Source organism: Geomobilimonas luticola (assembly GCF_018476905.1).
Classification (GTDB): Bacteria; Desulfobacterota; Desulfuromonadia; order Geobacterales; family Geobacteraceae; genus Geomobilimonas; species Geomobilimonas luticola.
Window position 1 is genome coordinate 88,568 of record NZ_JAHCVK010000009.1, and the last position, 22,282, is coordinate 110,849.

The following is a 22,282-nucleotide window of genomic DNA, read 5'->3' on the forward strand; positions in this document are numbered from 1 at the left end:
AATGAACGGCGTCTGGATTGCCTTCGGATTGACGGTTTTTGCCGGGATGGCGACGGGGATCGGCAGCGCCATCGCCTTTACCGCCGAACGGACGAACTACCGGTTCCTCTCCATCTCAACCGGCTTCTCCGCCGGGGTCATGCTGTATGTCTCGTTCGTGGAGATTTTCTACAAAGGGTTCGCTGCCCTGGAGACCGCTTACGGCGAGCAGTGGGGCCCCTGGATCAATACGGCCGCCTTCTTCGGCGGCATGCTGCTGATCGGTGTCATCGACAACCTGATACCGTCGGCCGAGAATCCCCATGAGATCCACGGCGAGAACGAGACGGCCCCCCTGCACGACCCGTCGGCCGTGGTGCCGGACTTCGACGCCGTCGCCCGGGCCGGAAAGGGAGCGGTCCCCGGCAGTCACGACCATGGCCTGCACCACCTGAAGCTTCTGCGCATGGGACTCTTCACGGCCCTGGCCATCGGCATCCACAATTTTCCGGAAGGGCTGGCCACCTTTCTCGCGGCGCTGCACGACCCGAGCCTGGGTGTGGCGATCGCCGTGGCCATCGCGCTGCACAACATCCCCGAGGGGATCAGCGTGTCGGTCCCCATCTTTTACGCCACCGGCAACCGGAAGAAGGCCTTCGCCTATTCCCTCCTGAGCGGCCTGGCCGAACCGGTGGGGGCGGGGGTAGCCTACGTTGCCCTGCGGCTCTTCCTGGGTGGGGAGTCGGGGGGGATTCCGCTGCAGGTCATGGGGGTGCTCTTTACGGGGGTGGCGGGGATCATGGTGTACATCAGCCTGGATGAACTGCTCCCCACCAGCCGGGCTTACGGCAAGGGGCACGACAGCCTGTTCGGCCTCATGGGGGGGATGATGGTCATGGCCCTGAGCCTGCTCCTGATGAAATGAAGCGGCCCCTGCAGCCGCTCTTCAAATAGCTTTACAGGGGCAGCGTCCCTGTCGTAGTATCCCCCTTCTAACGACCCTGAAAATCGATCACAGGACCTGCCGTGCTCCGTTCCCTGCTCCCCTTTCTCGTCATCCTCCCCCCCCTGGCCTATGCCTTCATCGCCCTCTGGTGCGGTCGGGCGTACTTCGGCCGGCGCCGGCAGGCTGCCGACCATGCGCCGCCGGTCACCATCCTGAAGCCGGTGAAGGGGATGGACGCCGACAGCCTGGAGAATTTCGCCTCCTTCTGCCGCCAGGATTACACCTGCTACCAGATCGTCTTCGCCTGTGCCTCCGCCAGCGATCCCGCGGTCCCGGTGATCCGGGAGCTGATGGCCGCCCATCCGTCCCGTGACATAGAACTCGTTATCGATGACCGTGTGTACGGCCCCAACTACAAGGTCTGCAACCTGATGAACGCCTTCCCGAGGGCGAAGCACGACATCATCATCGTCTGCGACAGCGACATCCGGGTGGGGGAGCGCTACCTGCGGGAGGTCTGCGCCCCCTTTGCCGACCCCGCCGTCGGCCTCGTCACCTCCCTCTACCGCACCTCCCGCTTCGAGGGAGTGGCCTGCGCCATCGAGGCGCTGGGATTCACCGCCGAGATGGTCCCGAACGTCATGGTTGCCCTCAGGCTGGAGGGGCTCTCTTTCGCCCTCGGCGCCTCCATGGCGGTGCGCCGGGAGGCGCTGGAGGCAATCGGCGGGTTCGGGGCGCTGGTGGACTACCTGGCGGACGACTACCAGCTGGGGAACAAGGTGCACCGGGCCGGGTGGCGGCTGACGCTCTCCGATTACTGCGTGGAGAGCGTCATGCGCCGGGAGAGCCTGGAGAACATCCTCTCCCGCCAGCTTCGCTGGGCCCGGACCATGCGGGTCTCCCGCCCCGGCGGCTACTTCGCCTCCGGCATCACCCAGCCGTTCCCGGCCGCCTGCCTCGCCCTCCTGGTTGCCGGCTTCGCCCCGGCCGGTCTTGCCGCCGCACTCCTTCTCTACCTGGTCCGTTCTGCCGTGGCGACCATCTACAGCCGCGCCTTCGTGGGGGACAACATCCTTCCCCGCTGGCTCTGGCTCCTGCCGGTCCGGGACGGGCTCGCCTTCGCCACCTGGGGGCTGGCCTTCCTGGGGAACCGGGTCCGCTGGCGCGGGCACCTCTACCGCCTTCTCCCCGGCGGCCGGATGGAAGAGCTTCCTCCGCGCACCTGACGGCCCCTTCTCCACAATCTTTTTCCGGAGTTTCTTTTCGCGGCAGTTGTGCTATTCTCCCCGTAATACACCGGGTGTTTCGGGCATCCCCGCTTCTGCGGCGATGCTCTTTTCATCGGATTCAATGCAAAGGAGTGGATGATGGGCAAAACGTATGATGTGGTCATCGTGGGAGGGGGGCCGGCCGGGATTGCTGCCGCCTATCTCTGCCACAAGAATGGCCTGAGCTATATGGTGCTGGAGCAGGGGAAGGGGGTCTTCCAGGGGATCGCCACCACGTACCCCGAGGGGAAGAACGTCTATGCCTCCAAGCCGAAGGAGAGTCCGGAGCCGTTCCTGGTGGAGGAGCTGCGCCCCCCCGACAAGCCGGTGACGGTGGAGAAGTATATCCAGTACGTCCAGCATTTTGTCCAGCACGAGAAGCTGAAAATCGAGACCGAGGTGCAGTTCGAGGATATCCGTGACGAGCGGGACCACCTGGTGGTCCAGACCTCCCGCGGTGGTTTCCGGGGGCGGAAGGTGGTGCTCGCCTTCGGGAGCAGCATTCCCAAGGAGCTGTCGGTCTACGGCGACGCCAAGATGGTGGCCAAAACCCTGGAGGACCCGCGGAAATACATCGGCGCCAGGACCCTGGTCATCGGCGGCGGCAACACGGCGGCCGACGTCCTCATCTCCATCCTCAAGGCGAAGCGGGAGGCCAACGACAACCACCCGGTCTACTGGGCCCACATCTCCGAGAAGTTCGACGTGAACAAGGAGACCGCCCAGCGGCTCGGCGAGGAGATCCTCCTCGGCGGCAACATCCGGCTCCTCCCCGGCGCAACCCCCCGCATCGGCGAGGTGGACGAGGAGGGGGTGGACCGGCTCGTCATCCGGATCAACGAGTTCCGGCAGAACGACGGGATCGAGATCTACCACGCCATGAGTTTCCCCATGAAGAACGTCATCGCCTGCATCGGCTCCCAGGGGCCGCTCCCCATCTACGACAAGCTCGGCATCCAGACCATCGCCTGCGCCGAAGGGGTCTGCCAGGTGGCCAAGGAAGGGGACCGGCTCATCCTCCTCACCGCCGAGTACGAATCGACCCGCAAGGGGGTCTACGTCATCGGCGGCGCCATCTCCCCCTCCTTCATGAAGATCAGCACCGGCGCCATCCAGGAGGAGAAGCACCCGAACCTCATCTACACGGCCATCAACGATGCCTATCACGTGGTGGAGTCCATCAGGAAAAAGCTGGCGTAGAATAACGGGGGCGTGAAGCGAAACGGAGGTGGAACATGCGTCGGTTCAAATGGCAGGCAGCTTTTCCCGTCGTCGCCCTGGCGCTTTTCCTGGCGGCGGCCGCCCAGGCGAAGCAGGAGAGAGCGACCTTTGCCGGCGGCTGTTTCTGGTGCATGGAGGCGCCCTTCGACACGCTCCCCGGCGTGCTCTCGGTCACCTCGGGCTATACCGGGGGCCAGAAGAAGAATCCCACCTACCAGGAGGTCTCCGCCGGCGGGACCGGCCACGCCGAATCGGTGCAGGTGGTGTACGACCCGGCCCGGATCGGCTATGAAAAGCTCCTGGACGTGTTCTGGCACAATATCGACCCGACCGTCAGGGACCGCCAGTTCTGCGATGTGGGGAACCAGTACCGGAGCGCCATCTTCTACCACACCGAGGAGCAGCGGCGTCTGGCGGTGACGTCGAAGGAGGCGCTGGCGAAGAACAAGCCCTTCAAGGGGGCGATCGTCACGGAGATTACCGCCGCCGGCACCTTCTATCCCGCTGAGGAGTACCACCAGCACTACTACAGGAAGAACCCGCTCCGCTACAAGTACTACCGTTCGGGATGCGGCCGGGATCGGCGGCTGAAGGAGTTGTGGGGAAGCGCCGCGGGACATTGAGTTTCGTGGGGAGATCGATAAAAAAGGGGGGAGGCGGTTTGTCACCGTCTCCTCCCTTTTTACGTGATAATGAATTCGCCGGTGCTGGACATCCGTCGCGGTCTCGTCCGTTGCGGTCGGCCTTTCGCTGCGGACCCGGACCGGTTATGGCCGGAAGGACATGCAGTGGTGAATCCGGCATGGCTTGAAATGGAAGATTTCGGCGGGTGTCCGCTTGCCGCTCGGGCTTTCCCTTCACTTCCGAGACCACGACGGATGTCCGGAAAAGTGTGAATGGCTATTTGCCGGAACCAGCGCGGCCTTTCAGCCACTTCCCTCCAGCTTCTTCAGGAAGCTCCGGATGCGCCGGGCATTGGTCCCCACGTCGCTGACGCCGACCCGGGAGACGGAGCGGACGTCCACCAGGGAGCGGTCGCCGGCGGGGGTGATGCGGACCACGATGTCGTCGGTGAAGCCGAACCAGAAGGTGGTGTCCGTAGCCTCGATCCTCCCTTCGGCGGGAAGGGCGGCGACGATCCGCCACCCCATCCTGCGCGCCGCATCGAGAGCCAGGGCGAAGGCCTGATCGCTTGCCACACCGAGGACGACGGTCTTCACGTCGGGATAGGCTTCCCGCTGCTTGGCGGCAATCTCGGGGCCGCTGTATTCGGCCGGATTGGAAGCCTTTGCACGGAGGGGGAGGATGGCGACGAACCGGGGAGGATTGACGATGTCCGTGGTGATGTCGTGGATGCGTGGCAGCTTCCGGGCGGTGGATTGCCAGGAGAGGGGGAGGGCCACGACGGTTATCCCCAGAGCCAGGGCGACGAGGGAGAGGACGAAGCCGGGAAGGTATTTCCCCCTGAACGCGACAATGGCTGCCGTAAGGGCCAGCGCGGCGGCGAGCAGACCACCGTAGGCGCTGTATTTCAGGATGGCGAAGCCGGTACGGAAGTGCCAGAGGTCGAGGCGGGTGCCGAGACCGGCCGCCGCCAGGCTGATGGTGGCAATCAGTGCCACCCCCAGCGCGGTGACGGGGAGAACCCGGCCGAAGTGTCGTGTCGTCGGCACGTTCCCATGTTTGTCGGTTTCCATATGTGTACCTCCTCGAGCAGGTTTCTGTTAGGGGCTTTTCCCCAGTTTACCCTATGAAATGGCATCCGTCCCGCTGGATAATGAATCCTTCCCCGGCCAGCTTCACCAGGTTCCTTTCCACTGCCGCCGGTTCCGCAGCGAGGGCAGCGGCCAGTTCGGCGGCGGTGCATGCCGGATGGGCCAGGATGTGCTTGAGGATGCGGCTTCTCAGTTCCCGGTTGGACCCCTTGAAGGGGGACTGGCGGACATGGTGGGCGCTCCGCCGCCCCGGGTTGGGATGGGCTTTTTTCAGCATGACGCCGTAATCCATGAGGGCGTAGTACCAGTCGCGGGGGTTGTCCCGGTCGAGGGTCTGCTCCACCAGGGGGAGGAGCTCCCGGTCGTGGACGCCCTGCCGGTCCTGGCAGAACTGGTGGATGAAGACGGTCCGGATGTTGGTTTCAATGAAGACCGTCGGCTGGTGGAAGGCGAAGGCGGCGATGGCCCGGGCGGTGTAGGGGCCTATCCCCGGCAGCGTTTCCAGGTCGGCAACGTCGGCGGGGAGCCGGCCGCCGTGTTCGGCAACGACCGTCTGGGCGCAGCGGTGCAGGGCGATGGCGCGCCGGTTGTAGCCGAGCCCCTGCCAGGCGGTGAGCACGGCCGGCAGGGGTGCCGCCGCCAGCGTGGCGATGTCGGGGAAGCGGTCGAGGAAGTCGGCGTATTTTCCCCTGACCCGGTCCACCTGGGTCTGCTGGAGCATGATTTCGGAGACGAGGATGGCATAGGGATCGACGGTGTCCCGCCAGGGGAGGGGGCGGGGGTTGGCGTGGTAGTGGCCGTAGACGAGGGTGCGGAATGCCGCGACCCGGGAGGTCGTCAACGGGATGGCCGGGTGATGCCGTTTCGATTCAGAGGCCATGGGGTTCCTCGGGGTTGAGTGGCCGGAGCTCAGCCAGGGTGGCCCCCCAGCCGCCGGACTCGGAGCCGGCAAGCCGGAAGGCAACCACCTCCGGCAGTTTTTCCAGGATGGCGTGCACCGTGCGGCGCAGGTTGCCGGTCCCCTTGCCGTGGACGATGCGGACGGAGAGTATCCCCCGTCGGCGGCATTCTTCCAGGTAGGCGGGAATCAGCTCCTTCATCTCCGCCGGGCGGAAGGTGTGGAGGTCGAGCACCCCGTCGATGGGGAGTTGTACGGTGACTTCATCCGATGCGTTATCATCCATAATGCAGCCAGTCTATACCACCATGTTGCCGGCTGTCCAACTCTGGTTTCCAAATGCGCGCAGGGAAAAGGGGGCGGAGTCTCTCCCTCCTCAAGAGCCTCCGCCCCTGGAGAATGTGTAAGCTGAGGCAAATGATGCCAGGAGTCGTTGGCGACCGGGTTAACACGGCTTGACATCGGTCTCCCCCCTGTCTATGCTTGTCAGGCTCCGTTCTCACTCCTGTCCATTTCTGCGAGGTTTCAATGAATGTATTGCTCGACCTGGTCGTCCTGTTCGGCCTGGCGATCGTTACGGTGGTCATTTTCCGCTGGTTTTCCTTTCCCTCGGTGATCGGTTTCCTGGTAACAGGCATCCTGGCCGGCCCCTCCGCCCTCGGTCTCATCCGGGACACCCACCAGGTGGAGCAGATGGCCGAGGTTGGCGTGATACTTCTTCTCTTCACCATCGGTATCGAGTTCTCGCTCAAGGAGCTTGCCCGGATCAAGCATCTGGTGATCTGGGGTGGCGGTTTGCAGGTGGGGTTAACCATCCTGGCGGTGACAGGCCTTGATGTCCTCTTCAATGTGCCGGTTCGCCAGGCACTTTTCGTCGGGTTCCTGGTTGCGCTGTCCAGCACGGCCATTCTCCTCAAGCTCTTCGTGGATGCGGGTGACATGGATACCCCCCACGGCAAGACCATTCTTGGGATACTGATATTCCAGGACCTCTGCATCGTGCCGCTCATGCTCCTGACCCCCGCCCTGGCCGGTACCGGCAGCGGCATGACGGGGGTGCTGATGGTCTGTGCCAAGGCAGTCGCGGTGGTGGTCGCCGCCCACTACGGTGCCCGTTTTCTGGTACCGTGGATATTGAAGCAGGTGGTGACGACCCGCAGCCGCGACCTGTTCATTCTGACCATCATCTTCATCGGTTTCGGCACTGCCTGGCTCACCTCCCTGGCCGGACTGTCCCTTGCCCTCGGGGCCTTCATCGCCGGGCTGGCCATCTCGGAGTCCGAATACAGCCAGCAGGCCCTTGGCGACATCATGCCGTTCCGTGATGCCTTCATGAGCCTCTTCTTCATTTCTGTCGGCATGCTTCTTGACCCCGCAGTCCTGACAAAACAGCTGTCCCTTGTGATAGGCCTCGTGGTTGGAATAGTGCTGATCAAAGCACTTTTTGCCGGCGGCGCGGTGCTGGCAATGGGTCTTCCTCTACGGGTTGCCGTAGTGGCGGGGCTTGCCCTTGCCCAGATCGGCGAATTCTCCTTTCTCCTTGCCCAAAGCGGGATGCAGCATGGCATCCTTTCCGGAACTACCTATCAGCTTTTCCTGGCGGCATCCGTGGCAACCATGGCGCTGACACCCCTCTGCATCAAGATTTCCGGACCGATGGCGGACAGGCTCGATAAAATCCTTCCCCCCCGCTGGACCCGGGGAGTGGGGAGGCTGGCGGGGAGTGACCGGCCGCTCTCCCTGTCCGATCACGTGATCATTGTCGGTTACGGTATGAACGGGCGTAACCTGTCCCGTGTTTTGCGCAACCTGAAGATCCGGCATGCGGTGATCGATACGAACCCGTTTACGGTGAGCAGTGAGCGCCGCAAGGGGACGAAGATCGTTTTCGGCGATGCAACCCGGCAGGAAGTGCTGGAGCATACCCGCGTGGAGCAGTCCCGGATCCTGGTGATCGCCATCTCCGATGCCGCCGCCAGTCGACGGGTGGCGGCCCTGGCCCGGCAGCTCAACCCGGCCATCCATATTATCGTCCGGACCAGGTATCTTGCCGAGATGGAACCGCTCTACAAGCTGGGCGCCAGCGAGGTCATCCCGGAGGAGTTCGAAACTTCCATTGAGATACTTACCCGCGTGCTGCGCCGCTTCATGATACCCCACGACGAGATCGAAGGGTATGTGGCCGAGGTACGGAAGGATTCCTACGACATGTTCCGTTCCCTGAGTCGGCGGCACAGCCATGCCGTCGGCATTGCCGGCTTCCTGGCCGGAGCCGAGATCGGCACCTTCCGGCTGAAGGCCGGGTCGAAACTGGACGGGACAACCCTCAGGGACGGTGTGTTGCGGGCACAGTCGGGGGCTTCCATCCTCATGATAAAACGGGGAGAGGAGATCGTGCCGAATCCCGACCCTGTATGGCAACTCCGGGAGGGAGATATCGTTCTTCTCCTGGGAACTCCCGACCAGTTGGCTGCTGCCTCCAAGCTGCTCTGACCCGGGGTAATGGGTAGCCAGTATCCATTTCTTCCATTTTGCCACGAAACACAAACCTCCTCTGCTATACTTAAGCACCAGTTCTGATTCCTGGAAGGGCGTTATGCACGAACTCGAACTGATCTTTACCATAACGGGCGGATTTACCGCAGCGTTGCTCTTCGGGTATGCTACCCAGCGACTGGGGCTGTCCCCGATTGTCGGCTATCTCCTGGCCGGAATCGCCGTCGGGCCGCATACACCGGGATTTATTGCCGACCAGAAGACGGCGGAGCAGTTCGCCGAGATCGGCGTTATCCTCCTGATGTTCGGAGTGGGACTCCAGTTCCATTTCAAGGAACTGCTGGATGTCCGGCGTGTTGCCATACCAGGGGCCGTGTGCCAAAGCATCGTGGCGACCATCCTGGGGTGCCTGGTTGCCAGGTGGTTCGGCTGGAGCTGGTCGGCGGGACTCGTCTTCGGTCTTGCCATCTCGGTCGCGAGCACGGTCGTCCTCCTCCGCGTGCTGGTGGACAACAACGAACTGCATACCCCGACCGGCCATATTGCCGTCGGCTGGCTCGTGGTCGAAGACATCTTTACTATCCTCCTGCTGGTGGTCCTCCCGCTCTTCTTCGGGGAAGGAGCGTCCGCAGCGGAAGGGCTCCCCGTAGTCATCGGTCTTTCCCTGGTAAAGATAGGTTTTCTCGTCGTGCTCATTTTTCTTGCCGGTGGGCGTATCATTCCCTGGTTTCTCGATCAGGTAGCCGCCACGCGTTCACGGGAACTTTTCACGCTGACGGTCCTCGTCATCGCGTTGGGAATAGCCGTCGGATCTGCCAAGCTGTTCGGCGTCTCCATGGCACTGGGGGCGTTCCTCGCCGGCATGGTGGTGAGGCAGTCGGAGTTCAGTTTTCGTGCCGCATCGGAAGCGCTGCCGATGCGGGATGCGTTTGCCGTCCTCTTTTTCGTTTCCGTGGGGATGCTCTTTCATCCTGCCCAGCTTGTGGAAGAGCCGGTGCTTGTGACTGCGACCCTTGCCATAATCCTGCTGGGAAAACCGTTGGCGGCCATCGGGATTGTCCTTGCCCTCGGCTATGCCCCGCGTGTCGCCCTGTCCATTGCTGTTGCCCTCGCGCAGATCGGCGAATTTTCGTTCATTCTTGCCACCGTCAGCCGGGATATGGGGATTCTTGGGCAGAGTGGATTCAATACGCTTGTCGCTGCGGCAATGGTTTCCATCGGCCTGAATCCGCTCCTCTACCGATTGATCCAGCCTGTGGAAACGCGGATGAAACAGGGTCGCATGTGGCAGTTTCTCGAAGCAAGGGCGAGGCTCTCCACCCATGAACGCTCCGGCGAGATACTTCACGTTCCCGTGTCCCGCGATCGGGCCGTAGTCGTTGGGTATGGGCCGACCGGGAAAACGGTCGCGCGTCTGCTCGCCGCAAATGGCATCGAACCTGTCATTGTCGAACAGAATCTGGACACCGTTCGTGAGCTCAAGTCAGAAGGTATTTCGTCAGTCTATGGCGATGCTACGCAGCGGGAAACATTGCAGGGAGCAGGTGCGGAGGGGGCAGTCGCTCTCATCCTCAGTTCTGCGGGGATGCATGGCAGTGAAGAGGTGATCCGGCTGGCGCGTGAAATTAGTCCCGGCATTCGCATTATCGCTCGTGCGACCTACCTTCGTGATATCTCGGCACTGCGCCGGGCCGGTGCCGATGCCGTTTTCACCGGAGAAGGGGAGGTGGCACTCAGCATGACGGAACTCATCCTTCTCCAGCTTGGCGCCACTCCTGAACAGGCCGACCGGGAGCGGGAGCGAATCCGGTCCGAACTGTTCGCGGACTCCGTAAACATGGAGCCTTTTGCCTTGGCGACGAAGGGGCCTGGTTCAGATGCTTCGGACCGTATACACGACGGCAATGATTAGATGCTTAAGCGCGATGACTCGGGAGAGTGGCGAGATGGGACAGGACGGTTTCTACGGTTTCCCTCTGTTCCATCGGGCGACGGTGTAGTTGAGGAGTTGGGCGGCGAAGGCGTCGGCGAGGGTGACGTACTCACGGTAACTGAGGTAGCGCTGGTGGTGGCAGCTGGTGCAGTCGAGGGGCCGGCTCAGGAGGAAATCCCGTTCGGGGATATGGATGACGCCGCCGCACGCATCGCATTGGGCGATGACGGTGGGGACTTCTTCTTCGGCGATTTTGTGAAATTCGAGGTGCATGGGAACCGTTTGACTGAGGCTAAAATATTTTAGCCAGAGTAACACGGGCAGCCATAGGGTGTAAACAAAAAAATCTCTTTTTCTTCGCATAGTTTGCCCGATGGTGGGTCGGTCGGAACAGTTTCGTCAGGGAGGTGGGATATGGAACAGGTAAGCCATGACCGGTTTTTCCCGTCAGATGGAGATATTCCGGAACGATTCAGGCTGAATGCCCCGCTGGAGCAGACCGGCTATCTGGTCGATGGCGAGATGCGCCAGTGGGATGGGCCATTCCAGGAGGTCCGATCGCCGGTCTGTGTCCGGACGGAGTCGGGATGGGAACGGCAGCTGGTCGGCCGGTTTCCGCTCCTCACCCCCCAAGAGTCGCTGACTGCCCTGGATGCGGCGGTCCGGGCCTACGACTGCGGGCGGGGCTCCTGGCCGACCCTGCCGGTGGCGGGGCGGATCGCCTGCGTGCAGGAGTTCGCCCGGCGGATGAAAGGGGTGCGGGACGAGGTGGTGCGCCTCCTCATGTGGGAGATCGGCAAGACCCTCAAGGATGCGGAGAAGGAGTTCGACCGGACCATCGACTACATCACGGACACCATCGATGCCCTCAAGGAGCTGGACCGGGTCTCCTCCCGGTTCACCATCGCCCAGGGGATCATCGGCCAGGTTCGCCGTGCCCCCCTCGGGGTTGCCCTCTGCATGGGGCCGTACAACTACCCCCTGAATGAGACCTTTACCACCCTGATTCCTGCCCTGATCATGGGGAATACGACGATTCTCAAGCCCCCCCGCCATGGCGTGCTGCTGTTCCAGCCGCTCCTGGACGCCTTCCGGGAGGCGTTTCCTCCCGGTGTGGTGAACACGGTCTATGGTGCCGGCCGGACCGTGACGCCGCCGCTCATGGCCGACGGCCGGGTTGACGTGCTCGCCTTCATCGGCACGAGCACCGCTGCCGATGCGCTGCAGAAGGCCCATCCCAAACCGCACCGTCTCCGGCTCGTGCTCGGGCTGGAGGCGAAAAACCCCGCCATCGTCCTTCCCGATGCGGATCTGGACCTGGCGGTGGCGGAGTGCATCGCCGGGAGCCTGTCGTTCAACGGCCAGCGCTGTACCGCCCTGAAGATACTCTTCGTCCATACCGCCATCGCCGCTGAGTTCGTCAAGCGTCTGGCCGCGGCCGTCGACGGGCTTGCAGGGGGGATGCCGTGGGTGCCGGGAGTCATGGTGACCCCTCTGCCTGAGCCCGGCAAGACTGCTTACCTGACCGACATCGTTGCCGATGCCGTCGAGAGGGGGGCAGCGGTGGTCAACGTGGGGGGCGGGAGGGTACGGGAGAGTTATTTCTCCCCTGCCGTCGTCTTCCCGGTTGACGAGCGGATGCGCCTTTACCGGGAGGAGCAGTTCGGTCCGGTCGTACCGGTGGTCCCCTTTGACGACCTGGAAACCCCGGTCCGCTACATCGTCGAATCCGACTACGGCCAGCAGGTGAGCCTGTTCGGGCAAGACGCGGAGCAGCTTGCCCGCCTCATCGACCCGCTGGTCAACCAGGTCTGCCGGGTCAATCTGAACAGCCAGTGCCAGCGCGGCCCGGACATCTTCCCCTTTACCGCCCGGAAGGATTCCGCGGTGGGGACCCTTTCCGTTTCCGACGCCCTGCGCTCTTTTTCCATCCGGACCATGGTGGCGGCCAAGGAGGGCGACATGAACAAGGCCCTCATCGACCGGATCGTCCGGGAACGGCGCTCGAACTTCCTTGCCACCGATTTCATCCTGTGAGGTGCGAACAGTGCCGCGTTCCAGCCGGCGGCTTTTTTTGTTGACAAGGTGTCGTCCCCCCAAATAAAATCGCGTGATTATCAATTCTATTTACATGGTTGGGGGGCTTACGGAGATGGCAAAGGTTTTTAAGGTGGCGGTTCTGCCGGGTGACGGCATCGGGCCGGAAGTGATGGCCGAGGCGCTCAAGGTGCTGGACACCGTGGAGAAGAAATACGACGTACGGTTTGAGCGGACCCATGCCAACGTGGGGGGCGCGGGAATCGACAACGAGGGGAAGGCACTTCCCGATACCACCGTGAACATCTGCAAGACCTCGGACGCGATTCTCTTCGGCTCCGTCGGCGGCCCGAAATGGGAGACCCTCCCCCCCGACGAGCAGCCGGAACGGGGAGCCCTCCTGCCGCTGCGCAAAATATTCGGCCTCTATGCGAACCTGCGGCCGGCCATCATCTTCCCCTCCCTTACCGGCGCTTCGTCCCTCAAGGAAGAGGTGATTGCCGGGGGCTTCAATGTTCTCGTCATCCGCGAACTGACGGGGGGGATCTACTTCTCCCAGCCGAAGGGGATCGAGGGCCAGGGGAGGGACCGGATCGGCATAGATACCATGAAGTACTCCGTCCCGGAGATCGAGCGGATTACCCACGTCGCCTTCCAGGCGGCCCGCAAGCGCGGCAAAAAGGTCTGCTCCATCGACAAGGCCAACGTTCTCTCCTCGTCGGTTCTCTGGCGGGAGGTGGTTACCGGCATCGCCAAGGAGTACCCGGACGTGGAGCTGTCCCACATGTACGTGGACAACGCCGCCATGCAGCTGGTGCGCTGGCCCAAGCAGTTCGACGTCATCCTCTGCGAAAACATGTTCGGTGACATCCTCTCCGATGAGGCGGCCATGCTGACCGGCTCCCTCGGGATGCTCCCCTCCGCGTCCCTTGCCGAAGGGACCTTCGGCATGTACGAGCCCTCCGGCGGCTCGGCCCCCGACATAGCCGGCCAGGGGATCGCCAACCCCATCGCCCAGATCCTCTCCATGGGGATGATGCTGAAATTCTCCTTCGGCATGGTGGACGCGGCCGATGCCATCGACAACGCCGTTGCCAAGGTGCTGGACCAGGGGTACCGGACGCGGGACATCTTCCAGAATAAGCCGGGCGAGAAGCTGGTGAACACCAAGGAGATGGGTGCCGCAATAATTGCTGCTCTGTCGTAAGTCTTATAGGTCATATGAGACCCATGAGTCTCATGGGACCTATGGGTGACTTCAATTCTAAAGTGACTACTCCAATACAAAGGAAAAGACTATGAAAGTCGGAATCGTCGGATGGCGCGGTATGGTTGGTTCGGTCCTCATGCAGCGGATGCAGGAGGAGAAGGATTTTGATCTCGGTTTTGAGCCGGTGTTCTTCACCACCTCCCAGGCCGGGCAGCCGGCGCCCATGGGGGGCGGTACCCTGAAGAAGGCCGATGACATCGAGGAGCTGAAAAAGCTCGACATCATCATCACCTGTCAGGGGGGCGATTACACCAAGGCTGTACACCCGGAACTGCGCAAGCAGGGGTGGAACGGCTACTGGATCGACGCCGCTTCCACGCTCCGGATGGAGGACAACGCAGTCATCATCCTCGACCCGGTCAACCGGAACGTGATCGACAAGGCCCTGGCCAACGGGCAGAAAGACTTCATCGGCGGCAACTGCACCGTGAGCCTCATGCTGATGGCGCTCGGGGGGCTGTTCCGCGCCAATCTGGTGGAGTGGCTCTCCACCATGACCTACCAGGCCGCTTCCGGCGCCGGCGCCCCCAACATGCGCGAGCTCCTCTCCCAGATGGGGGTTCTCCAAGGGACCGTTGCCGAAGAGTTGAAGGATCCCGGCTCGGCAATCCTCGAAATCGACAAAAAGGTGACCGCAGCTCTGCGTGACGGTTCCATGCCGACCAAGGAGTTCGGTTTCCCCCTGGCAGGGAACGTGCTCCCCTGGATCGACCGCGAGGTGGAGGACGGCCAGAGCCGCGAGGAATGGAAAGGTTTTGCCGAGACCAACAAGATCCTCGGCACCTATACGCCGATCCCGGTGGACGGCATCTGCGTCCGGGTCGGCGCCATGCGCTGCCACAGCCAGGCGATGACCATCAAGCTGAACAAGGACGTACCCATCGCCGACATCGAGCATTTGATCGCCAATGACAACCAGTGGGTCAAGTTAGTTCCCAACACCAAGGCGGATTCATTGGCGCAGCTGACGCCGGCGGCGGTCTCCGGGCTCCTTACGGTTCCCATTGGCCGGGTGCGCAAGATGAAGATGGGGCCGCAGTACGTCCAGGCCTTCACCTGTGGCGACCAGCTCCTGTGGGGTGCGGCGGAGCCGTTACGTCGTATGCTTCGCATCCTCATGGAGAAGTAGCGGAGAGAACGCGCCTTTTCCGCTATCTCTGCGTAAGTCAGCGGAATGGTTTGTGCGTCGTAGCGCTGTTTATGCCCGATGTTTGGGTACTACGACTTCGCACCATTCCTCGACAGCCTTGAGCTAGCGAAAAAATCGCGTTTTCAAGATAGGTTTCGATGCGCCCCGTCCGCGGGGCGCTTTTCTTTTCTACTGACACCAAATGGAGAATGGCTGATGAGCAAGCTGTGGAATGTAGCCGTCGTCGGGGCCACGGGCGCCGTCGGGGCCCAGATGATCGAATGTCTTGAGGAACGAAACTTTCCGGTCGGCAAGGTCCGGTATCTGGCGAGCGCGCGGAGCGCCGGGGAGATATTGGAGTTCAAGGGGAAACCGGTGGTGGTGGAGGAACTGACCCACGACTCCTTCGAGGGAATCGACATCGCCCTTTTTTCCGCCGGGGGTGAGCGTTCCCGGGAGTTCTGCCCCTCGGCGGTCCAGGCTGGGGCGGTCTGCATCGACAACTCCAGTGTCTGGCGGATGGACCCGGAGGTGCCGCTGGTGGTGCCGGAGGTGAACCCCCATACCATCGCCCAGTACACAACAAAAGGAATCATCGCCAATCCCAACTGTTCCACCATCCAGATGGTGGTGGCCCTGAAGCCGCTTCACGATTACGCGACCATAAAGCGGATCGTGGTCTCCACCTATCAGGCGGTTTCCGGCACCGGCAAGAAGGCGATCGAGGAGCTTCACGACCAGATCAGGGCCATGCTGCAGGGAAAGCCGGCCGAGTGCACCGTCTATCCCCACCGGATCGCCTTCAACTGTCTCCCCCAGATCGATTCCTTCAAGGAAAACGGCTACACTGGCGAAGAGATGAAGATGGTGAACGAGACCCGCAAGATCATGGAGGCGGAGATCGGGGTAACCGCCACGACGGTGCGGGTGCCGGTGTTCTATGGCCACTCCGAGTCGGTAAATATCGAGACCGGCAGGAAGATCACCGTCGACAGGGCCCGGGAACTGCTGAAGAGCGCTCCCGGTGTGGAGCTGGCGGACGACCCGGCCAACGGGGTCTACCCGATGCCGATCGATGCCGCCGGCCAGGACCTCACCTTTGTCGGGCGCATCCGCGAGGACGAATCCATCGAGAACGGCCTCAATCTCTGGATCGTGGCCGACAACATCCGGAAGGGCGCGGCGACCAACGCGGTGCAGATTGCGGAGATTCTGATCGAAAACTATCTGAAGTAAGTGAATCCATGCGGAACATAAAGCTCGTAATTGAATACGACGGCACCAACTATGCCGGCTGGCAACTGCAGCCCAACGGGGTGACCGTCCAGCAGGTCATGGAGGAGGCACTTACGACCCTGCTGCACGAGCCGGTCCGCCTTCACGGTTCGGGGCGGACCGATGCGGGGGTGCATGCCCGGGGGATGGTGGCCTGTTTCACGACGTACAGGACTATTCCGCTGCGGGCCTTCAGCGACGGGCTCAACTCTCTCCTCCCGCCGGACATCGCCGTGCGAGAGTCGGCAGAGGTGACGCCCGACTTCCATCCCCGGTATGCCGCAACGGGGAAACTGTACCGCTACACCATCCATGCCGGCCGCCGCCGTTCCCCCCTTTCCCGTCTTTACGCCTGGCACCTGCGGGGAGAGCTCGATCTCGATGCCATGCGGCGGGCGGCTTTGTTCATGGTGGGGGAGCATGACTTCGCCGCCCTGCGCGGGGCGGGATGTGCCGCCAAAACCACCGTGCGCCGGGTAGATGGAATCGCTATCGAAAAACAGGGCGAACTGGTCACGATCGACGTGCGGGGGAGCGGTTTTCTCAGGCACATGGTGCGGAACATGGTCGGGACGCTGGTGGAGGTGGGACAGGGTCGCCGGGTCGCCGACTCCATCCCGGCCCTGCTTGCCGCCGGCGAGCGGGGCGGAGCGGGGGCTACCGCCCCTGCCTGCGGCCTCTGTCTGGTGGAAGTATATTACTGATCAGGGATGCAAATTTTTCTTGACATGCCTGGGTGATTCCATTATGTTGAACGCTTCCTTGTGGAATATACGCAAAATTGTGAGGGTTTCGATGAAGACGCAAGTGGCGAAAAAAGAGCAGGTGACCAGAGGCTGGTACCTGGTTAACGTTGAAGAAAAAGTCCTTGGCCGTGTGGCAACCCAGATTGCCAACATCCTGCGGGGCAAGAACAAGGCGGTGTTCACGCCGAGCGTTGACACCGGTGATTTTGTCATCGTGGTGAATGCCGAGAAAATTGCCCTCACCGGCAACAAGATGGCGGACAAGGTCTACTACAGCCACTCCGGATTTCCCGGCGGCATCAAGTCCATCACCGCTGGCAAGCTGATTGACAAGAAACCGGAGGACCTGATCCGCAAGGCGGTGAAGGGAATGCTTCCCAAGAACAAGCTGGCCCGGCACATGCTGAGCAAGCTGAAGATCTATACCGGTTCCGAGCATCCGCACAAAGCCCAGCAGCCCAAGGTGCTTGATATTTAATAACGGTCTTTATTTCAGGTCAGGAGATAGACGATGGCAGCAAAAAGCTATTACGGTACAGGCAAGAGAAAATCCTCCGTGGCTAGGGTCTGGCTGAAGCCGGGCGCCGGTAACATCACGGTGAACAACAAATCCCTTGACGAGTATTTCGGCCGGGAAACCTCCAAGATGGTTGTCAAGCAGCCGCTGGAGCTGACCGAAAACGTCGGCAAATTCGATGTCTACGTCACGGTGAGCGGCGGCGGCGATACCGGTCAGGCCGGCGCCATCAAGCATGGCATCACCAAGGCTCTCCTGGAAGTGGATGCCGAGCTGCGCGGCACCCTGAAAAAGGCCGGCTTCATCACCCGCGATTCCCGCATCAAGGAGCGGAAGAAGTACGGCAAGAAAGCCGCACGCGCCAGCTTCCAGTTCTCCAAGCGTTAAGCCGCTTGCAGCATCGCCTGCAGAATGCTTTCAGAGGGGGAAATCCGCAAGGGTTTCCCCTTTTCTTTTGACAACGCCATATTTGAACGTTGGCGCGTCGTTGTCAAAGACGTACCTCCAGTACGACTTCGTTGCCTCCTCCGTGCCGCCTTGGTATCATCTCAAATGTGACGTTGTTTCAACTATCTATAGGTAAAGGAGATAACCAATGCTGAAAGTTGCCGTCGTCGGTGCCAGCGGTTACACGGGAGTCGAACTGCTGAGAATTCTCCACGGCCATCCGGAGGTCGGGGTGACCTGTGTCACGTCCGAGCAGAGCGCCGGAAAACGGATCTCCGATATTTTCCCGAGCCTGCGTGGCCGTTACGACCAGGCACTGGAAAACCTCGAACCGGTGCGGGTGGCGGAGAAGGCGGACCTGATCTTCACCGCACTCCCCCATAAGGCGGCCATGGAGGTGGTTCCCACCTTTCTCAAGCTGAAGAAGCGGGTAGTCGACCTTTCTGCCGACTACCGGCTGCAGGATGCCGGGGAGTATGAAAAGTGGTACGAGCCCCACATGAGCCCCGCCCTCCTGAAAAAAGCCGTGTACGGCATACCCGAACTACGGAGGGAGAAGGTCGCCGGAGCTGCCCTGGTTGCCAATCCCGGCTGCTATCCGACCAGCATCGTCCTCGGCCTGGCGCCACTGTTGCGGAAGAAACTGCTGGATCCCGCCACGATCATCGCCGATTCCAAGTCCGGTGTCTCAGGCGCCGGCCGGAGCGCCAAGGTGGACAATCTCTACTGCGAGGTGAACGACGGTTTCAAGGCCTATGGCGTCGGTGGTGTCCACCGGCATATCCCTGAGATCGAGCAGGAGCTGTCGCTTCTGGCGGGAGAAAAACTCACTATTTCCTTCACCCCGCATCTGGTGCCGATGGACCGGGGGATTCTTTCCACCATCTATGCCCGGCCGGTGAAAAAGGTTACGGTTGAACAGCTCGTTTCCCTCTATAGCGAGTTCTACCATGGCGAGGCGTTCGTCCGGGTCCTCCCCTTGGGTCAGTTCCCTTCCACCTCTTTTGTCCGGGGCTCCAACTTCTGCGATATCGGTCTCACCGTCGATCAGCGTACCGGCCGGGTCATCGTCGTTTCCGCCATCGACAACCTGGTGAAAGGGGCGTCGGGGCAGGCGGTGCAGAACATGAACGTCATGTATGGCTTCCCGGAAAACCTCGGTCTGGAAGGGCTGGCGCTCTTCCCATAACATCAATAAACCTTAAATTCTGCCACTGAGGCACTGAGACACGGAGAAGACGGTGGGTGTTGGCGGCAGCATGTTCCTTCCCATAAATAGCGAAGAAGCCCGGAAGCGGGGCTGGGACGAGCTGGACGTCATTTTCGTCACCGGCGATGCCTACATCGATCACCCTTCCTTCGGAATTCCGCTTCTGGCCCGCTGGCTCGAATTCCACGGTTTTCGGGTGGGGATTATTCCCCAGCCGGACTGGAAGGATCGGGAGTCGTTTACGGTCCTTGGCCGACCACGTCTCTTCTTTGCCGTTTCGGCGGGGGCGATGGATTCCATGGTTGCCCACTATACCCCAGCCCGCAAGCTCCGCCACGACGATGCCTATACACCGGGAAACCGCCATGGCGCCCGCCCCAATCGTGCCACCATCATATATACCTCCCGTCTCAAGGAAGCGTACAAGGACGTACCGGTGGTGATCGGCGGTATCGAGGCGAGCCTGCGCCGTTTCGCCCACTATGATTTCTGGGAGGACAAGGTCCGCCGCTCCATCATCTTCGACGCCAAGGCCGACCTGCTGGTCTACGGGATGGGAGAACTCCCGCTCTTGGACCTCGCCCAGCGGCTTCGGCAGGGGGAGCCGTTCGGGGAGATCAGGCATATCCGGGGAACAGCCTGTATCGCCAGGGGTAGTGAAGCTTCCCCGGCAGGAGTCGAGCTTCCTTCCTACGAGGATGTCTCCTCTGACAAAGGAAAGTATGCCGAGGCGTTTCGCCTTATCTCCGGGGAACAGAATCCCCATTGTGCCAGGACCGTCCTGCAACGGCACGGTAACCGGTGGCTGGTATGTAATCCCCCGGCCATGCCCCTTGCCGAGGCCGAAATGGATGCGGTGTACGCCTTGCCGTTCGCCAAGGCTCCCCATCCATCCTACCGGGAGCCGATACCCGCCTACGAACAGATCAAGACTTCCCTGACAACCCACCGTGGCTGTTTCGGTGGCTGCGCATTCTGTGCCATCACCCATCACCAGGGACGGTTCATCCAGTCGCGCAGCATTGCTTCGGTGCAGCAGGAGGTGCGCAGGCTGACGGAGCGGAACTGGTTCCGGGGGAGCATCAGCGACGTCGGCGGTCCGACAGCCAACATGTACGGACTTCGCTGCGGTGACGCATCCGCCCGGTCCGTCTGCCGTCGTGACAGCTGTCTTTTTCCGCGTCCCTGCCGGAATCTGGTGATGAACGGCAGAGCGGCAGCCGACCTGCTCCGCAAGGTGCGCGGCATCTCCGGTGTCAAGCATGTGGCCGTGGCATCGGGAGTGCGGTACGACCTGCTGATCCGTCAGCCCGAGTATATGAAGGAACTCCTCGCCCATCACGTGGGAGGGCTTCTCAAGGTTGCCCCCGAACACGCCGTCGACAGGGTGACGACTCTCATGCGCAAGCCGGGGCGCCAGGCATTCGAGGCATTCCTGGAGATGTTCCGCAGGGAAAGTGCCCGCTTGGAGAAGCGGCAGCATGTGGTGCCTTATTTCATATCGGGCCATCCCGGTACTACCCTGGCCGATATGGTCGAGCTGGCACTGTTCCTCAGGCGTTCCAATCTTCGGGTGGAACAGGTCCAGGACTTCACCCCCACACCGGGCACCCTGGCAACCTGTATGTATCACACGGGCATCGATCCCATGACCGGCGTTGCCGTGTACGTGCCGCGCGGAGACCGGGAAAAGCGGCTCCAGAAATCACTGCTCCTTGCCCACCTCCCTGGGGAGCGGGCAACGATTCTGCAGGCATTGCGGGCATGCGGGCGGGAAGATGCTGCGGGTGAGTTGCTGGGAAGGGCTGCCGATGCAGTGAGAGGATTGCCCCGAAGCCGTCATGGCAGCCGCTGAAGAGAGTGTCACCGTTGATCCCGAACAAAAAATGTTTTCCGGCACATAGCATCTGTGCAAAAAACTCTTGACACAAAAGGCATGGTTGGTTATAAGAGTGATTCCGCTTTTTTGTTGCTTGACCCGGTTGCACTAGACGTGAATCAAAGGTATTCTTTGCGCTGGCGTAGCTCAATTGGTAGAGCAGCTGACTTGTAATCAGCAGGTTGCGGGTTCGAGTCCCATCGCCAGCTCCACTAAGCGGTTTTTTGTAGGCTCTTCGTCTGGAGGGATTCCCGAGTGGCCAAAGGGAACAGACTGTAAATCTGTCGTCGGACGACTTCGGAGGTTCGAATCCTCCTCCCTCCACCATTTACATGCTACAGAGTTTGCAGTTGCGGCACTGTCCCAGGAGACCATCGGTCGATCGGACTGGGGTCGGGCTGGCGCTGCAATCTCAAAAAACCTCATACGCGTAGAATTGGCGGGAGTAGCTCAGTTGGCTAGAGCGTCAGCCTTCCAAGCTGAGGGTCGCGGGTTCGAGTCCCGTTTCCCGCTCCAATTTTCCATCATGCCCACATAGCTCAGGAGGTAGAGCACTTCCTTGGTAAGGAAGAGGTCTCCGGTTCGAGTCCGGATGTGGGCTCCATTTTTTCAGATCTACCGAGTATAGTTTCATCATCATTGGGGAGAACCCGGGAGGAATCGGACATGGCGAAGGCGAAATTTGAAAGAACAAAACCGCACGTAAACATAGGGACGATAGGTCACGTAGACCACGGTAAGACGACGCTGACGGCAGCGATCACGAAGGTGCTTGCGGGGAAGGGTCAGGCGGAGTTCAAGGCGTTCGACCAGATCGACAACGCCCCGGAAGAGCGTGAGCGCGGCATCACCATCGCCACCGCGCACGTCGAGTACGAGACTGACAAGCGTCACTATGCGCACGTGGACTGCCCGGGCCATGCCGACTACGTCAAGAACATGATCACTGGAGCGGCGCAGATGGACGGCGCCATCCTGGTCGTATCCGCCGCAGACGGCCCCATGCCCCAGACCCGCGAGCACATCCTGCTTGCCCGTCAGGTAGGCGTTCCCTACATCGTCGTGTTCCTGAACAAGGCCGACATGGTCGATGATGCCGAACTCCTGGAGCTGGTCGAGCTGGAGATTCGCGAGCTGCTCTCCTCCTACGACTTCCCGGGTGACGATATTCCCATCATCAAGGGTTCCGCCCTCAAGGGGCTGGAAGGCGACAAGGGCGAGCTTGGCGAGCAGGCGATTCTGGCCCTCATGGATGCCGTTGATGCCTACATTCCGGAGCCGGAGCGTGCCATCGACAAGCCGTTCCTGATGCCGGT

Annotated in this window: 20 protein-coding genes and 4 tRNA genes; 20 read left to right on the forward strand and 4 right to left on the reverse strand. The window is 61.5% G+C overall.

What is annotated here, in order from left to right:
* Window position 1 precedes the first annotated feature (1 nt).
* The 4 genes from zupT to msrA all read left to right on the forward strand — a co-directional run bounded on the left by zupT (window position 2) and on the right by msrA (window position 4,037).
* Window positions 2-904 (forward strand): zinc transporter ZupT, encoded by a 903-nt coding sequence (gene zupT / locus KI810_RS14755; protein ID WP_214176333.1) that lies wholly within the window; start codon window positions 2-4, stop codon window positions 902-904.
* Between the two features lie 101 nt (window positions 905-1,005).
* The gene (hpnI, locus tag KI810_RS14760) at window positions 1,006-2,151 is read left to right on the forward strand and encodes a bacteriohopanetetrol glucosamine biosynthesis glycosyltransferase HpnI (protein WP_214176334.1); all 1,146 of its coding nucleotides are present in this window, start codon (window positions 1,006-1,008) and stop codon (window positions 2,149-2,151) included.
* Between the two features lie 141 nt (window positions 2,152-2,292).
* Window positions 2,293-3,393: an NAD(P)-binding domain-containing protein gene (locus KI810_RS14765; RefSeq protein ID WP_214176335.1), complete on the forward strand. Its 1,101-nt coding sequence runs from the start codon at window positions 2,293-2,295 to the stop codon at window positions 3,391-3,393.
* Between the two features lie 35 nt (window positions 3,394-3,428).
* A complete protein-coding gene (gene msrA, locus KI810_RS14770) occupies window positions 3,429-4,037 on the forward strand; it encodes a peptide-methionine (S)-S-oxide reductase MsrA (RefSeq protein WP_214176336.1) in 609 nt (202 codons plus the stop codon).
* 303 nt (window positions 4,038-4,340) lie between these two features.
* Here msrA and KI810_RS14775 read toward each other — a convergent pair whose 3' ends face one another.
* The 3 genes from KI810_RS14775 to KI810_RS14785 are packed head-to-tail and all read right to left on the reverse strand — an operon-like array spanning window position 4,341 to window position 6,313.
* Entirely contained in the window at window positions 4,341-5,111 is a 771-nt protein-coding gene (locus tag KI810_RS14775; protein WP_214176337.1) for a DUF1499 domain-containing protein, read from the reverse strand.
* 46 nt (window positions 5,112-5,157) lie between these two features.
* Entirely contained in the window at window positions 5,158-6,009 is an 852-nt protein-coding gene (locus KI810_RS14780) for an HhH-GPD family protein (RefSeq protein WP_214176338.1), read from the reverse strand.
* The gene (locus tag KI810_RS14785) at window positions 5,999-6,313 is read right to left on the reverse strand and encodes a Smr/MutS family protein (protein WP_214176339.1); all 315 of its coding nucleotides are present in this window, start codon (window positions 6,311-6,313) and stop codon (window positions 5,999-6,001) included. The genes KI810_RS14780 and KI810_RS14785 overlap by 11 nt, the downstream gene beginning before the upstream one ends.
* Before the next feature lie 242 nt (window positions 6,314-6,555).
* Here KI810_RS14785 and KI810_RS14790 point away from each other — a divergent pair, with 242 nt between their 5' ends.
* Together KI810_RS14790 and KI810_RS14795 are read left to right on the forward strand one after the other, a co-directional pair.
* Window positions 6,556-8,520, forward strand: a complete 1,965-nt coding sequence (locus tag KI810_RS14790) for a monovalent cation:proton antiporter family protein (RefSeq protein ID WP_214176340.1) — start codon at window positions 6,556-6,558, stop codon at window positions 8,518-8,520.
* 103 nt (window positions 8,521-8,623) lie between these two features.
* On the forward strand, window positions 8,624-10,435 hold the full coding sequence (locus tag KI810_RS14795) for a cation:proton antiporter (protein ID WP_214176341.1): 1,812 nt from the start codon (window positions 8,624-8,626) through the stop codon (window positions 10,433-10,435).
* Between the two features lie 51 nt (window positions 10,436-10,486).
* Here the strand turns inward: KI810_RS14795 and KI810_RS14800 are convergent, their stop codons facing one another.
* Window positions 10,487-10,729: a hypothetical protein gene (locus KI810_RS14800; RefSeq protein WP_214176342.1), complete on the reverse strand. Its 243-nt coding sequence runs from the start codon at window positions 10,727-10,729 to the stop codon at window positions 10,487-10,489.
* Between the two features lie 141 nt (window positions 10,730-10,870).
* Here KI810_RS14800 and KI810_RS14805 point away from each other — a divergent pair, with 141 nt between their 5' ends.
* The 14 genes from KI810_RS14805 to KI810_RS14870 all read left to right on the forward strand — a co-directional run.
* The gene (locus tag KI810_RS14805; RefSeq protein ID WP_214176343.1) at window positions 10,871-12,493 is read left to right on the forward strand and encodes an NADP-dependent glyceraldehyde-3-phosphate dehydrogenase; all 1,623 of its coding nucleotides are present in this window, start codon (window positions 10,871-10,873) and stop codon (window positions 12,491-12,493) included.
* Window positions 12,494-12,608: 115 nt separating this feature from the next.
* Window positions 12,609-13,700 carry a 3-isopropylmalate dehydrogenase gene (leuB, locus tag KI810_RS14810; RefSeq protein ID WP_214176344.1) on the forward strand — a complete coding sequence of 364 codons (1,092 nt, stop codon included), beginning with the start codon at window positions 12,609-12,611 and terminating at the stop codon, window positions 13,698-13,700.
* Between the two features lie 91 nt (window positions 13,701-13,791).
* On the forward strand, window positions 13,792-14,892 hold the full coding sequence (gene asd / locus KI810_RS14815) for an aspartate-semialdehyde dehydrogenase (RefSeq protein ID WP_214176345.1): 1,101 nt from the start codon (window positions 13,792-13,794) through the stop codon (window positions 14,890-14,892).
* 216 nt (window positions 14,893-15,108) lie between these two features.
* Window positions 15,109-16,128 (forward strand): aspartate-semialdehyde dehydrogenase, encoded by a 1,020-nt coding sequence (locus KI810_RS14820; protein WP_214176346.1) that lies wholly within the window; start codon window positions 15,109-15,111, stop codon window positions 16,126-16,128.
* 8 nt (window positions 16,129-16,136) lie between these two features.
* Window positions 16,137-16,871, forward strand: a complete 735-nt coding sequence (gene truA, locus KI810_RS14825; RefSeq protein WP_214176347.1) for a tRNA pseudouridine(38-40) synthase TruA — start codon at window positions 16,137-16,139, stop codon at window positions 16,869-16,871.
* Between the two features lie 91 nt (window positions 16,872-16,962).
* Window positions 16,963-17,391 carry a 50S ribosomal protein L13 gene (rplM, locus tag KI810_RS14830; RefSeq protein ID WP_214176348.1) on the forward strand — a complete coding sequence of 143 codons (429 nt, stop codon included), beginning with the start codon at window positions 16,963-16,965 and terminating at the stop codon, window positions 17,389-17,391.
* Between the two features lie 33 nt (window positions 17,392-17,424).
* Window positions 17,425-17,817 carry a 30S ribosomal protein S9 gene (gene rpsI, locus KI810_RS14835; protein ID WP_214176349.1) on the forward strand — a complete coding sequence of 131 codons (393 nt, stop codon included), beginning with the start codon at window positions 17,425-17,427 and terminating at the stop codon, window positions 17,815-17,817.
* Window positions 17,818-18,025: 208 nt separating this feature from the next.
* Window positions 18,026-19,066, forward strand: a complete 1,041-nt coding sequence (gene argC, locus KI810_RS14840) for an N-acetyl-gamma-glutamyl-phosphate reductase (protein WP_214176350.1) — start codon at window positions 18,026-18,028, stop codon at window positions 19,064-19,066.
* Between the two features lie 70 nt (window positions 19,067-19,136).
* Window positions 19,137-20,942, forward strand: coding sequence for a YgiQ family radical SAM protein (locus tag KI810_RS14845; protein WP_214176351.1), 1,806 nt, complete (start codon window positions 19,137-19,139; stop codon window positions 20,940-20,942).
* Between the two features lie 160 nt (window positions 20,943-21,102).
* Window positions 21,103-21,178, forward strand: a tRNA-Thr gene (locus KI810_RS14850).
* Window positions 21,179-21,207: 29 nt separating this feature from the next.
* A tRNA-Tyr gene (locus KI810_RS14855) sits at window positions 21,208-21,293 on the forward strand.
* A gap of 112 nt (window positions 21,294-21,405) precedes the next feature.
* Window positions 21,406-21,482 (forward strand) — tRNA-Gly (locus KI810_RS14860).
* Window positions 21,483-21,494: 12 nt separating this feature from the next.
* Window positions 21,495-21,570, forward strand: a tRNA-Thr gene (locus KI810_RS14865).
* A 62-nt stretch (window positions 21,571-21,632) separates the two neighbouring features.
* Window positions 21,633-22,282 (forward strand): GTP-binding protein (locus KI810_RS14870; protein ID WP_214176357.1); only part of this gene is annotated, 650 nt, incomplete at its 3' end.

Coding starts and splice junctions, on each gene's coding strand:
- zupT (WP_214176333.1), top strand. CDS start 2: ATGAACGGCGTCTGGATTGCCTTCGGATTGACGGTTTTTGCCGGGATG.
- KI810_RS14765 (WP_214176335.1), top strand. CDS start 2,293: ATGGGCAAAACGTATGATGTGGTCATCGTGGGAGGGGGGCCGGCCGGG.
- msrA (WP_214176336.1), top strand. CDS start 3,429: ATGCGTCGGTTCAAATGGCAGGCAGCTTTTCCCGTCGTCGCCCTGGCG.
- KI810_RS14775 (WP_214176337.1), bottom strand. CDS start 5,111: ATGGAAACCGACAAACATGGGAACGTGCCGACGACACGACACTTCGGC.
- KI810_RS14780 (WP_214176338.1), bottom strand. CDS start 6,009: ATGGCCTCTGAATCGAAACGGCATCACCCGGCCATCCCGTTGACGACC.
- KI810_RS14785 (WP_214176339.1), bottom strand. CDS start 6,313: ATGGATGATAACGCATCGGATGAAGTCACCGTACAACTCCCCATCGAC.
- KI810_RS14790 (WP_214176340.1), top strand. CDS start 6,556: ATGAATGTATTGCTCGACCTGGTCGTCCTGTTCGGCCTGGCGATCGTT.
- KI810_RS14795 (WP_214176341.1), top strand. CDS start 8,624: ATGCACGAACTCGAACTGATCTTTACCATAACGGGCGGATTTACCGCA.
- KI810_RS14800 (WP_214176342.1), bottom strand. CDS start 10,729: ATGCACCTCGAATTTCACAAAATCGCCGAAGAAGAAGTCCCCACCGTC.
- KI810_RS14805 (WP_214176343.1), top strand. CDS start 10,871: ATGGAACAGGTAAGCCATGACCGGTTTTTCCCGTCAGATGGAGATATT.
- leuB (WP_214176344.1), top strand. CDS start 12,609: ATGGCAAAGGTTTTTAAGGTGGCGGTTCTGCCGGGTGACGGCATCGGG.
- asd (WP_214176345.1), top strand. CDS start 13,792: ATGAAAGTCGGAATCGTCGGATGGCGCGGTATGGTTGGTTCGGTCCTC.
- KI810_RS14820 (WP_214176346.1), top strand. CDS start 15,109: ATGAGCAAGCTGTGGAATGTAGCCGTCGTCGGGGCCACGGGCGCCGTC.
- truA (WP_214176347.1), top strand. CDS start 16,137: ATGCGGAACATAAAGCTCGTAATTGAATACGACGGCACCAACTATGCC.
- rplM (WP_214176348.1), top strand. CDS start 16,963: ATGAAGACGCAAGTGGCGAAAAAAGAGCAGGTGACCAGAGGCTGGTAC.
- rpsI (WP_214176349.1), top strand. CDS start 17,425: ATGGCAGCAAAAAGCTATTACGGTACAGGCAAGAGAAAATCCTCCGTG.
- argC (WP_214176350.1), top strand. CDS start 18,026: ATGCTGAAAGTTGCCGTCGTCGGTGCCAGCGGTTACACGGGAGTCGAA.
- KI810_RS14845 (WP_214176351.1), top strand. CDS start 19,137: ATGTTCCTTCCCATAAATAGCGAAGAAGCCCGGAAGCGGGGCTGGGAC.